Consider the following 11,848-nt stretch of genomic DNA (forward strand, 5'->3'; position numbering starts at 1 on the left):
TATGTCTCGACAGATTGACTGCCGATTTTAATTTCGCAGGGATTACCGGATATAACAACAATACGGCCTGTCATAGAAACTACGACAATACACTTTTGGACAAGCGTGCAACCAGACGACCTGTGTAACGGGCTTTTTCTTGCAGGTGTGTACTAAGTACCTGTAAAATCAATAACCTTTGTACACGTCCGGCTTGCGAGTCCGGCGCTTTACAGGACAATCGATAGCGATGCGAACCCGGGTCAAGATTTGCGGTATTACCCGACCGCAGGATGCCATTGCCGCCGCACAGGCCGGTGCCGATGCCATCGGGCTGGTGTTTTATCCGGCCAGTCCACGGGCGGTGGAGATCGAGCAGGCCCGGGAGATCGTCACCGTGCTACCGCCGTTTGTGACGACCGTGGGGTTGTTTGTTGATGCCGAGGAGGCAACCATCCGGCAGGTACTGGCGGCATTGCCGCTGGATATATTGCAGTTTCACGGCGACGAGTCGCCCGAGGCATGTCGTCGCTACGCCCGTCCCTACATCAAGGTTCTGCGCATGCGTGAAGAGGCGGATGTTCTGGGCGCGGCGCGGGAGTATCACGATGCCGCCGGGTTACTGCTGGATACCTACCAGGCCGGTATTCCGGGGGGCACGGGCGACAGTTTTGACTGGCGGCGAGTCCCGGCTCACCTGACTACCCCGGTGGTTCTGGCCGGCGGGCTGACCCCGGAAAACGTCGCCGAGGCAGTGATTACCGCCCGGCCCTATGCCGTGGACGTGAGCGGCGGGGTTGAATCCCAGAAGGGCATCAAGGACGCCTATAAAATCCGTTCCTTTATTGCAGAGGTTGAACGCATTGGCAGAGACTAAACCCAAATATCACTATCCGGACGCTCGCGGTCATTTCGGCCCTTACGGGGGCCGGTTTGTGGCCGAGACCCTGATGGGGCCGCTGGAAGAGCTGCGCGAGGCCTATGATCGCTACATGGCTGACGCCGATTTTCAGGCCGAGCTGGACGACGAGCTGCGCCAGTACGTCGGCCGGCCCAGCCCGCTCTATTACGCCCGGCGCTGGAGTGAAAAACTCGGCGGCGCGCGCATCTACCTCAAGCGTGAGGACCTCAATCACACCGGGGCGCACAAAATCAACAATACCGTCGGTCAGGCCCTGTTGGCGCGGCATATGGGCAAAACCCGGATCATCGCCGAGACCGGCGCCGGTCAGCATGGGGTGGCCACTGCTACTGTCGCGGCCCGGCTGGGGCTGGAGTGTGTGGTCTATATGGGCGCCGAGGATGTGCAACGCCAGTCGATGAATGTCTTTCGCATGAAACTGCTGGGCGCGACGGTAGTACCGGTGGAATCAGGTTCGCGTACACTCAAGGACGCATTGAACGAGGCGATGCGCGACTGGGTGACCAATGTCGACAATACCTTCTATATCATTGGCACCGTGGCCGGGCCGCACCCCTATCCGGCCATGGTGCGCGATTTTCAGGCGATCATCGGCCGAGAATCCCGCGAGCAGATCCTGACCCAGGAGGGACGCCTGCCCGATGCGCTGGTGGCCTGTGTGGGTGGCGGTTCCAACGCCATCGGTCTGTTTTATCCGTTTATTAATGACGAATCGGTCGAGATGTACGGTGTCGAGGCGGCCGGCTTTGGCCTGGAGACGGGCCAGCACGCGGCACCGCTGAGTGCCGGGAAGGCGGGGGTCTTGCATGGCAATCGCACCTATCTGATGGAAGACGCCCACGGCCAGATCGTCCATACCCATTCGGTCTCGGCCGGTCTGGATTATCCGGGCGTCGGTCCCGAGCATGCCTGGCTGAAAGATTCGGGACGGGCTCATTATGTCGCGGTCAACGATGACGAAGCCCTGCAGGGCTTTCATGATCTGACGCGGATCGAGGGTATTCTGCCGGCCCTGGAATCCAGCCATGCGCTTGCCTATGTCACCAAACTGGCTCCAACGATGAGCAAGGACCAGATCATTGTATTGAATCTCTCCGGGCGGGGTGACAAGGATATTCAGACAGTCGCGAACCATCAGGGGATCGAATTATGAGTCGTATCGCCGGTTGTTTTGCGGCGGCCCGCGAAGCCGGGCGCAAGGTCTTGATTCCCTATGTGACGGCCGGCGACCCCGCCCCGGATCAGACTGTGACCCTGATGCACGCCATGGTGGCGGCCGGGGCTGATATCATCGAGCTGGGAGTGCCGTTTTCCGATCCCATGGCAGAGGGGCCGGTGATCCAAAAAGCCATGGAACGCGCCCTGACCCATGACGTAACCCTGGACGATGTGTTGGGCATGGTGCGTACCTTCCGCCAGCAGGATGATGCCACACCGGTAGTGCTGATGGGCTATCTCAACCCCATCGAGGTCAAAGGCTACGATCAGTTCGCGGACGAGGCAGCCGGGGCGGGCATTGATGGGGTTCTGACCGTCGATCTACCCCCGGAAGAAGGCGCGGATTATATCCGCACCCTCCAGGCGCACGATATTGACCGGATCTTTTTGATCTCGCCGACGACTGATCCCGAACGGATGGCAGTGGTCAGCCGGGCCAGCAGCGGTTTCATCTATTATGTTTCGCTCAAGGGAGTCACCGGCGCGGCCAATATCGATACCAAAGCAGTCGGGGATCGTGTTTCGGCGATTCGCACGTTGACAGAACTGCCGGTAGGAGTAGGCTTCGGCATTAAGGATGCCGAATCCGCCGCTGCCGTGGCTGCCGAGGCCGATGGCGTTGTGGTAGGTAGTGCACTGGTGCGTAAAATAGAAGAAAATATCACGTCGGCGGACAAGATCGTGGCGGCTGTCACGAACTTGCTGGGCGAGATGCGTCGGGCAATGGATGCCCGCCAGGACATTACCAACAAGACTTGAGGTTGTTCATCGATGAACTGGTTTAGCAAGTTATTACCCACCCGGATCCGCACCGAAGGTGGCACTCGTAAAAGCGTTCCCGAAGGATTGTGGAGCAAATGCCAGTCCTGTGGTGCCGTGCTTTACCGCGCCGAGATGGAACGTAACCTGGATGTCTGCCCCAAATGCGATCACCATATGCGTATCGGTGCCCGCCGCCGGCTGGAACAGTTTCTGGACGAGGAGGGTCGCCAGGAGATTGCCGCCAATCTCAAGCCGGTCGATGCCCTCAAATTCCGGGATATAAAAAAATACAAAGATCGGCTGGTACAGGCCCAGCGTGCGACGGATGAAAACGACGCACTGGTCGCTATGCAGGGATCGCTCAAAGGCATGCCGCTGGTGGCCGTAGCGTTTGAATTCAAGTTCATGGGCGGTTCCATGGGCTCGGTGGTCGGCGAGCGTTTCGTGCGTGCGGTCAACACCTGTATCGAGCACAACATGCCGCTGGTCTGTTTTTCCGCCAGTGGCGGGGCGCGCATGCAGGAAGCCCTGTTCTCCCTGATGCAGATGGCCAAGACCAGCGCCGCACTGGCCCGTATGAGTAAAAAAGGCCTTCCCTTCGTGTCGGTCATGACCGATCCCACCATGGGCGGCGTCTCCGCCAGTCTGGCCATGCTCGGGGATATCAACGCTGCCGAGCCCAACGCCCTGATCGGCTTCGCCGGCCCACGCGTTATTGAACAGACCGTGCGCGAGACCCTGCCTGAAGGCTTTCAGCGCAGCGAGTTTTTGCTGGAACACGGCGCTATCGACATGATCATCGACCGTCGCGAAATGCGCGACCGCCTCGCCAATGTGCTGGCCATGCTCACCAAACAACCCTCTCTTTGAAAAGGGACGAGGTACGAGTGACGAGGGACGAGGTTATTTTGAGTTTGTAACCTCGATCCTTCCTGTTCATCCGCCTCGAATCCGTTCGCCGATAAAATCGCCTCCCACACCAATTAATATCTATGCGTTTTAAAACCCTTTCGGAATGGCTCCGTTGGCAGGAAAGTCTGCATCCCGAGGAGATTGAACTCGGGCTGGCGCGGGTCGGGGAGGTGTTCGCCCGGCTGTGTCCCGAGTCGTTGCCGTTTACCGTGGTGACGGTGGCCGGCACCAATGGCAAGGGGTCGAGTATCGCGGCACTGGAGGCGATGCTGCTGGCAGGGGGTTACCGGGTCGGTGCGTATACGTCACCGCATTTACTGCGCTACAACGAGCGGATTCGTCTCGACGGCGCCCCCGTGAGTGATAGCGCGCTGGTCGAGGCTTTTGAGCGGGTGGATCAGGTCCGGGCTGACATCTCCCTGACCTATTTTGAATTCGGTACATTGGCGGCGCTATGCATATTTGCCGATGTGATGCCGGAAATCGTATTGCTCGAGGTAGGGCTTGGCGGGCGACTGGATGCGGTCAATATTGTTGATCCCGATGTGGCGCTGATTACCGCCATCGGCATCGATCATACCGCCTGGCTGGGGGAGGACCGCGAGACGATAGCTGGCGAAAAAGCCGGGATAATGCGTCCTGGCGGACCGGTTGTGTGCAGCGACCCGCTGCCGCCAGCGACCATCGTCGATCGGGCCGACAAGCTGGCTGCGCCCTTATACCGGTTGGGCAGGGAATTTGATTACCGGCTGCACGGTGACTCCTGGGACTGGCAGTGCACAGTTGCCCCCCAACAGACGCTGGTCGATCTGCCGCGTCCGGTGCCGGGGGGCGAACACCAGTACCGTAATCTGGCCGGGGCGTTGATGGTGGTGTCGCTGCTGCGCGAACACTTTTCGCTCGATCAGGCCAAGATAGGCGCTGGCCTGGCCCGGATGGTTCTGCCTGGCCGTATGCAGAGTATCCCGGGGGATCCTCCTCTGCTGCTGGATGTTGCCCATAATCCCGACGGGGTCGAGCAACTGGCCCGGGCGCTTTGCACGGAGCCGGTGGCGGGTCGCAACTGGGCCGTTATCGGCATGATGGCGGATAAGGACCTGTACGGGACGCTGCAGCCGATTCTGGCGCAGATTGCCGGCTGGTTTCCCGTGGCCTTGCCGGAGATACCGCGGGCGGCCAGCGCGGCGTCGCTGGCGGCAGTTCTGGGGGAACTTGGCGCAACATCCGTGAGGCCCTGCAGCCATATGTCACAGGCCCTGGAACAGGTTCGGGCCGTTGCTGACCCCGGCGATCGTATTGTGATCTTCGGGTCCTTTTATACGGTGGCGGAAGCCCTCTCCCAGACCCTATAATACGCCTCTGTTTCCAGTGCCCAGAGTCGGGAGTATCGTGGACGAAAATCAGCTCAAGCAACGCATTGTGGGGGCCATTATACTGGTCGCCCTGGCTGTCATCTTCATCCCCATGTTGCTCAGCGGAGATCGGGACGGGAACCTATCCATTGTGGAATCCAATATACCGGCCAAACCCGAACATGTGGATCGGGTCAAAACCCTCGATATCGAACCGCCTGCGGCGCCCCCGCCCGCCGAACCGATTCGTCGCAGCCCGGTAGATGCGCATACCCCGCAGGCGCAAGAGGATGAGGCATCTTCGAACGACCGCCGGGATGAGGCAGCGAAAACGCAGTCTCCTTCCGAAACTCAAGCCGACGCGCAGGCTGTCGACAACAAGGCATGGGCTGTGCAGGTAGGCAGTTTCAGTCAACAGAGTAATGCGCTGGGACTGCGCGACAAGCTGCGCGATCAGGGCTATAGCACCTTCGTAGAAGAAGTGTCCACGGACAATGGCCCGGTTTACCGGGTACGGGTCGGCCCGGAAGTGAAACGCAGCAAGGCTGAGAAGCTGCAACAGGAGTTGCAGGCCAAACTCAAGCTCGAAGGTCTGGTGGTTGCGCACCCATGATGGTATCTGATGCGGGATACGCGGCGGACTGATGCTGGGCGTTGATTACGCGATCCTGGGAATCCTGGTGATTTCCACGTTCATCAGTCTGTTACGGGGTTTTGTGCGCGAGGCATTGTCGCTGGCCGGCTGGATTCTGGCGTTCTGGGTCTCGCTGACCTTCGCAACAGGTCTGGCAAGGTTACTGACCAACACCTTCGAGGATCCGACATTCAGATTAATTGTGGCCTTTGTCGGGTTGTTTGTCCTGTCCCTGATTGTCTCGGGCATGGTGAATTTTTTCGCGGTCAAACTGGTGTATCGTACCGGGCTGACCAAAATGGATCGGTTTCTGGGTCTCTTGTTCGGCTTCGGACGCGGCGTGGTGATTGTCTCGATACTGGTCCTGCTGGCAGGGCTGACAACCCTGCCCAGAGAGCCCTGGTGGGACGAGTCGTTTTTTCTGTTCCGGTTTCAGGCAATTGCCGAAGGAATTCAGAGCCTGTTACCGGACTCGATTGCCGACAATTTCCAGTTTGAATAACCATTGATGGAACTATACTTTGACTGTGTAATCCGTTTGCACAAGTAACAGAAAGGGTAGCGTGGAATGTGCGGAATTATTGGCATCGTGGCAAAACAGGCGGTTAACCAGTCGCTGTATGACGGCCTGACGGTATTGCAACACCGCGGTCAGGATGCGGCGGGTATTATGACCTGCGAAGACGATCGAATGTATATGCGCAAGGATAATGGCCTGGTGCGGGATGTTTTTCATACCCGGCATATGCTGCGCCTGCCGGGCAATATGGGTATCGGCCATGTGCGTTATCCGACTGCCGGTTGTGCCAGTTCGGCCGAGGCGCAACCGTTTTATGTTAATTCACCCTTTGGTATTGCCCTGGCACATAATGGAAATCTGACCAATGCTGCGGAACTGAAACGAGATCTGTTCCTGTCGGACAGACGGCATATTAATACCAACTCGGATTCGGAGATTCTGCTCAACGTATTTGCCCATGAGTTGCAGAACCAGGGCACACTCACTCTGAGTCCCGATGATATTTTTGCCGCAGTAAGTGCCGTCCATCGGCGTTGTCAGGGGGCCTATGCAGTGGTGGGAATGATCACCGGGCGGGGCATTTTTGCCTTTCGTGATCCCTATGGTATAAGGCCGGTAGCATTCGGTAAACGGCATACCGACAAAGGTACCGAATATATGATTGCCTCCGAGAGCGTGGCGATCGATGTGCTCGGTTTCGATCTGGTACGCGATCTGGAACCGGGTGAGGCGATTTACATCGATTCCGACGGTAACCCACATACACGTCAGTGCGCCGACCAGAGCCAGTTATCACCTTGTATTTTCGAGCACGTCTATTTTGCCCGTCCCGATTCCATTATTGACGGTGTGTCTGTTTACAAGGCGCGCCTGCGCATGGGGGATTATCTTGCCCGCAAGATAATGCGCAAATGGCCAAATCATGATATTGATGTGGTCTTGCCGATTCCCGATACCAGTCGCACCTCCGCGCTGCAGTTATCCTATACCCTGGGCGTTAAATACAGCGAAGGCTTTATCAAGAACCGCTATATCGGTCGAACTTTCATTATGCCCGGGCAGAAACAGCGCAAGAAATCGGTACGTCAGAAGCTCAATGCTATCGAGCTGGAATTTCGGGGCAAGAATGTACTGCTGGTTGATGACTCCATCGTGCGGGGCACTACCTCACAACAGATTATCCAGATGGCGCGCGAAGCCGGCGCCAACAAGGTCTATTTTGCCTCGGCAGCGCCGCCGGTACGTTATCCCAATGTCTACGGGATCGATATGCCCGCCGCGGATGAACTGATCGGTCATGGTCGTGACGAGAAACAAATAGCCCGGGCAATTGGCGCTGATAAGCTGATCTATCAGGATCTGTCCGATTTAATCGAGGCGGTGAAGAAAAAAGTACCGAGGCTGAAACAATTTGATACCTCGGTCTTCGATGGTACCTATGTGACCGGCGATGTCAGTGAATCTTATCTACAGCATATTGAATCACTGCGTAATGACAAGGCGCGCAGTCAGGATTCGAGCGCTGACGGTGAAGTAGTGGAAATCCGCAACTCAATGTAAGCGACTTGACGCCGCATTGAGGCTGACCTATGATAAATTACATCGCGCCGATTTAACTCAACTTGCGGGCGCGTAATAAATTCAGCTAAAGCGAGCGCGGACCCGCTTTGGCTTGAACAGCTTGGCGGGTTTTTTATTATCTGCGGAGTGAAAATGATCTCTCGTAGCGTCGTAAAGCCCGCAAAGGATAATAGTTGTTCTCTGCGCCTTTGAGTCCTGGCGAGAGAAAGAGTTTTATCGAACAATGCTGAGGAACAATGATGACGGACTTTGATAAGGAATGGGCAGTAGAGACGCTGGCGGTGCGCGCCGGGCAGGTACGCACCGCCGAAAACGAGCATTCTGAACCGATTTTTGCTACCTCCAGTTATGTGTTCGACACTGCTGCCGAGGCTGCGGCGCGATTCAAGGGAGAGTTGCCAGGTAATATCTATTCACGGTTTACCAATCCGACGGTTCGTACGTTTGAACAACGTCTGGCTGCGATGGAAGGAGGTGAGTCCTGTGTGGCGACCGCTTCGGGAATGTCGGCGATCCTCAGTACCTGTCTGGCGCTGTTGCAACAGGGGGATCATATCGTCTCTTCCCGTTCGATTTTCGGTACCTCGGTAGTCCTGTTCGACAAGTATCTGGGTAAAACAGGTATTGCAACCAGTTATGTCCCGTTAACGGATCTGTCGGCATGGGAAAACGCGATTCGCCCGGAAACGAAAATGCTGTTTCTTGAGACTCCCTCCAACCCGTTGAGTGAAGTGGCAAACATTCAGGCGCTGGCGAGTCTGGCCAGGGCACATGATTGTCTGCTGGTGGTGGATAACTGTTTTTGTACACCGGTGCTGCAACAACCGCTGAAACTCGGTGCCAATATTGTGATTCATTCGGCGACCAAATACATTGATGGACAGGGGCGTTGCATCGGCGGCGCGGTCGTCGGAGACAGCAAGCTGGTGGGTGAGGAGGTATATGGTTTTTTGCGCACTGCCGGCCCGACGCTCAGCCCGTTCAACGCCTGGGTTTTTCTCAAGGGACTGGAGACCCTCAACGTGCGCATGAAAGCGCACAGTGACAATGCCAGCCAGCTGGCCGAGTATTTGCAACAGCATCCCAACGTGAGCCAGGTGTTTTATGCCGGGTTATCGGAGCACCCGCAGCATGAACTGGCCGCTCGCCAGCAGAGCGGTTATGGCGGTGTACTGGCCTTTGAAGTGAAAGGAGGGCAGAAAGCAGCCTGGAATCTAATCGACAATACCCGCCTGTTGTCGATTACCGCCAACCTGGGAGACGCCAAAACCACCATCACCCATCCGGCCAGCACCACGCACGGACGGCTCAGCGACGAACAACGCGCCGAGTCGGGTATTACACCCGGACTGGTGCGGGTTGCTGTCGGCCTGGAAAACGTCGGAGACATCATTACCGACCTTGAACGGGGTCTGAAGTAATTTTGAATTTTAAATGTTGAATTCTGAATTCAATGTGGATTCCACAATTTAAAATTCAACATTAAAAATTATATCTTTTCGTCTTTGCGCCTCTACGTTAAAGATTACGTTTCACGATTCTGTAGGAATTGTCCTACATGATTCTCAGAAAAGGCTGACAATCCTCGCTTTGTCTGTGCTGTTAGAGTTCAGGGTGGCCATTGGAATAATGCTGATGGCGGTAGAGCGTGAGAGGGATGCAGTATGAAACCTTATACTTTATATTTTAATGGGTTTTTGTTTTTTGATGAACGATGAGGATCATTCCGGGGTTTCTCAACAGAGTGCTGATGCCGATCAGAAAGAGGATTTCGACGCCAATTATCCCCGCGATCCTAACAAGCGAGGCTTACTCGTCTCGCTGGGTATCTCGGTGGTGGTGATCGGTCTTTTGATTCTCGCTCTTGTGTGAAGCCCGCCCGGCTTCCAGCCGGGCCAGAAGTTGTCGGGTTATGGCGTTAACCTCGAGTCGGGCCAGGGTATCCGGTTCGATCCAGGCGGCGTCGAGTACGTCGTCGTCGGCCTGCGGCTCCCCGTCGAGATAGTCGGCCAGTAAATCCACGATGACATAGTGATAACGCAGTTCACCTTCGTTATCCCGTTCAATGACATCGAAGCTGAAAATCGGTTCACCGGCACGGATATGAATGCCGGTTTCCTCCCGGATTTCCCGCTCCGCCGCCTGTTGCAGGCTTTCACCGGCGCGGACTTTACCCCCCGGAATTGTCCACTGACCGGCATTGGGCTCGGTACCCCGTTGAATCAGTAATATAGCCTTGCCCCGGCGAACAACGGCGCCAACCGCCACCTGGGGAAAAGAAGGCATAAAAACTCTCCACAACATCTACTGAGAAATAGCTTATCAGATCAGGCTGACAGCCTGTGAGGGGTTATTCGGTCTGCCATTCCTGTTCCAGCAACAGCCTGGCAGGTCGGCGATGATTTCTTCGCAGCCACATTACCAGCACACCGGTAACACTCATCAGCAGACCGCAGACAAAGGACATTAGGCTATCCAGCAGCAGCATTGCGGCAATACCGCAACACACATAAAAATAGGGCAATATTTCGTAAATCGGTTTGGGAAGCATGGGAAAGTCCTCGCTGGTTTCGTTCCATGAAAAAAACGATGTCGCTTAACCGGCGACAAGGTGGGCAACAATTTCAGCCTAGCACCCTTTTGCCTTATTGCCAGGATTACCTTCATTTATTGACCCCCGCAATAAAACGGGTATGGTGTCAGCCCATGCCACATTCCGATATCGAACCCCGGTCACTGTTATTGTCGCTCTATCAGGCGGGTCTCAAGGCAGTCGCCGGCGAGACGGTAACCCGCGGTTATCTGCGTCAGCGGGATTGGCAGGCCGATATGCCGATGGCTGTGCTGGCCTGTGGCAAGGCAGCTGTAGCCATGGCGCGGGGGGCGGAGTCGGTTCTCGGGCAACGGATCGAGCAGGGGTTGCTGATCACCAAACACGGTTATCGGGAGACCGGTCTGTCCTCTCGCTGGCAATACCTCGAAGCCGGTCATCCGCTGCCTGATGATTGCAGTCTGCAGGCGGGTCAACAATTGCTCGATTTTGTGGCGCAACTGCCGCCCGCCATGCCCTTGCTGAGCCTGATCTCGGGGGGGACCTCGGCGCTGCTGGAGGTCTTGCCGCCCGGGGTGAGTCTGGCGGACCTGCAGCGGGTCAATGCCTGGCTGCTGGGCAGTGGTCTCGACATTGCCGGCATGAACCGGGTGCGCAAGGTCCTGTCCTGTCTGAAGGGGGGCAGGTTATTGAATTATCTGGGCGAGCGGCCGGTATTGAACCTGATGATTTCCGATGTTCGTGGCGACGATCCGGCCGTGATCGGTTCGGGGTTGCTGACGCCGGACCAGGACCCTCTCCCATCGAATCTCCCCGACTGGTTAACTACCCTGCTGGCCCACAGCGCCGATTGCCCCCCCGGCCGGGCGGCGTTGCCGGTTGTGGAACCGCAGATTGTCGCCAGTAACCAGGATGCCTGTGAGGCCGTCACCGAGGCCGCCCGGACCCGGGATCTGCCGGTGACAATCCTGCCACCCCACTATGGTCCGGTCGCCGAGGTGGCCTCAGAGCTGGCCGGGTTCCTGCGCTCGGCAGGAGCGGGGGTCTATATCCGGGGCGGTGAACCCACTCTGGAATTACCGCCGCAACCGGGGCGGGGCGGGCGCAACCAGCATCTGGCGCTGAGTCTGGCGGCGTCGCTGGCCGGAGAGCCGGGTATCAGCGTGCTGTGCGGTGCCACCGACGGTAGTGACGGGCCCGGTAACGATGCCGGGGCGATTATCGACGGCACCACCGTGCGACAGGCCTCCGATTATCCCGGCGGTGCCACCGGCGCGCTGGATCGGGCCGACAGCGGCACCTTTCTGGCCGAGGCCGGGGCCCTGATCTCCACTGGACCCACCGGGACCAATGTCATGGATCTGGTTATCGCTATCAAAACAGGGCCGAGGGACGAGTGACGAGGGACGAGGCGAGT

At 57.2% G+C, this 11,848-nt stretch carries 12 protein-coding genes; 10 read left to right on the plus strand and 2 right to left on the minus strand.

Annotation, left to right across the window (positions count from 1 at the left end; all coding sequences use genetic code 11):
• Positions 1 to 229 precede the first annotated feature (229 nt).
• The 9 genes from R6U90_RS05705 (at position 230) to R6U90_RS05745 (ending at position 9,301) form a co-directional block, all read left to right on the plus strand.
• Positions 230 to 856: a phosphoribosylanthranilate isomerase gene (locus tag R6U90_RS05705; RefSeq protein ID WP_410351708.1), complete on the plus strand. Its 627-nt coding sequence runs from the start codon at positions 230 to 232 to the stop codon at positions 854 to 856.
• Complete coding sequence (gene trpB, locus R6U90_RS05710) at positions 843 to 2,054, plus strand: tryptophan synthase subunit beta (RefSeq protein WP_410351709.1); 1,212 nt, start codon at positions 843 to 845, stop codon at positions 2,052 to 2,054. The genes R6U90_RS05705 and trpB overlap by 14 nt, the downstream gene beginning before the upstream one ends.
• Entirely contained in the window at positions 2,051 to 2,878 is an 828-nt protein-coding gene (gene trpA, locus R6U90_RS05715) for a tryptophan synthase subunit alpha (RefSeq protein ID WP_410351710.1), read from the plus strand. Before trpB ends, trpA begins: the two co-directional genes overlap by 4 nt.
• Positions 2,879 to 2,890: 12 nt before the next feature.
• Entirely contained in the window at positions 2,891 to 3,751 is an 861-nt protein-coding gene (accD, locus tag R6U90_RS05720) for an acetyl-CoA carboxylase, carboxyltransferase subunit beta (protein WP_410351711.1), read from the plus strand.
• 122 nt (positions 3,752 to 3,873) lie between these two features.
• Entirely contained in the window at positions 3,874 to 5,145 is a 1,272-nt protein-coding gene (gene folC / locus R6U90_RS05725) for a bifunctional tetrahydrofolate synthase/dihydrofolate synthase (protein WP_410351712.1), read from the plus strand.
• A 37-nt stretch (positions 5,146 to 5,182) separates the two neighbouring features.
• Positions 5,183 to 5,758, plus strand: a complete 576-nt coding sequence (locus tag R6U90_RS05730; RefSeq protein ID WP_410351713.1) for an SPOR domain-containing protein — start codon at positions 5,183 to 5,185, stop codon at positions 5,756 to 5,758.
• A gap of 31 nt (positions 5,759 to 5,789) precedes the next feature.
• Positions 5,790 to 6,281, plus strand: coding sequence for a CvpA family protein (locus R6U90_RS05735; protein ID WP_410351714.1), 492 nt, complete (start codon positions 5,790 to 5,792; stop codon positions 6,279 to 6,281).
• Between the two features lie 66 nt (positions 6,282 to 6,347).
• On the plus strand, positions 6,348 to 7,859 hold the full coding sequence (gene purF, locus R6U90_RS05740; RefSeq protein WP_410351715.1) for an amidophosphoribosyltransferase: 1,512 nt from the start codon (positions 6,348 to 6,350) through the stop codon (positions 7,857 to 7,859).
• A 257-nt stretch (positions 7,860 to 8,116) separates the two neighbouring features.
• Entirely contained in the window at positions 8,117 to 9,301 is a 1,185-nt protein-coding gene (locus tag R6U90_RS05745) for an O-succinylhomoserine sulfhydrylase (RefSeq protein ID WP_410351716.1), read from the plus strand.
• Positions 9,302 to 9,689: 388 nt separating this feature from the next.
• Here R6U90_RS05745 and R6U90_RS05750 read toward each other — a convergent pair whose 3' ends face one another.
• A complete protein-coding gene (locus tag R6U90_RS05750) occupies positions 9,690 to 10,166 on the minus strand; it encodes an NUDIX hydrolase (RefSeq protein WP_410351717.1) in 477 nt (158 codons plus the stop codon).
• 64 nt (positions 10,167 to 10,230) lie between these two features.
• Positions 10,231 to 10,431 (minus strand): hypothetical protein, encoded by a 201-nt coding sequence (locus tag R6U90_RS05755; protein ID WP_410351718.1) that lies wholly within the window; start codon positions 10,429 to 10,431, stop codon positions 10,231 to 10,233.
• Positions 10,432 to 10,586: 155 nt separating this feature from the next.
• Here R6U90_RS05755 and R6U90_RS05760 point away from each other — a divergent pair, with 155 nt between their 5' ends.
• Complete coding sequence (locus tag R6U90_RS05760; protein WP_410351719.1) at positions 10,587 to 11,831, plus strand: glycerate kinase; 1,245 nt, start codon at positions 10,587 to 10,589, stop codon at positions 11,829 to 11,831.
• The last annotated feature ends 17 nt before the right edge of the window (positions 11,832 to 11,848 follow it).

The organism is Thiohalophilus sp. (genome assembly GCF_046483665.1).
GTDB lineage: Bacteria > Pseudomonadota > Gammaproteobacteria > UBA6429 > Thiohalophilaceae > Thiohalophilus.

Bases quoted from the DNA above. Each gene is read 5' to 3' on its own strand.
- R6U90_RS05705 (WP_410351708.1), top strand. From the start codon at position 230: ATGCGAACCCGGGTCAAGATTTGCGGTATTACCCGACCGCAGGATGCC.
- trpA (WP_410351710.1), top strand. From the start codon at position 2,051: ATGAGTCGTATCGCCGGTTGTTTTGCGGCGGCCCGCGAAGCCGGGCGC.
- accD (WP_410351711.1), top strand. From the start codon at position 2,891: ATGAACTGGTTTAGCAAGTTATTACCCACCCGGATCCGCACCGAAGGT.
- folC (WP_410351712.1), top strand. From the start codon at position 3,874: ATGCGTTTTAAAACCCTTTCGGAATGGCTCCGTTGGCAGGAAAGTCTG.
- R6U90_RS05735 (WP_410351714.1), top strand. From the start codon at position 5,790: ATGCTGGGCGTTGATTACGCGATCCTGGGAATCCTGGTGATTTCCACG.
- purF (WP_410351715.1), top strand. From the start codon at position 6,348: ATGTGCGGAATTATTGGCATCGTGGCAAAACAGGCGGTTAACCAGTCG.
- R6U90_RS05745 (WP_410351716.1), top strand. From the start codon at position 8,117: ATGATGACGGACTTTGATAAGGAATGGGCAGTAGAGACGCTGGCGGTG.
- R6U90_RS05750 (WP_410351717.1), bottom strand. From the start codon at position 10,166: ATGCCTTCTTTTCCCCAGGTGGCGGTTGGCGCCGTTGTTCGCCGGGGC.
- R6U90_RS05755 (WP_410351718.1), bottom strand. From the start codon at position 10,431: ATGCTTCCCAAACCGATTTACGAAATATTGCCCTATTTTTATGTGTGT.
- R6U90_RS05760 (WP_410351719.1), top strand. From the start codon at position 10,587: ATGCCACATTCCGATATCGAACCCCGGTCACTGTTATTGTCGCTCTAT.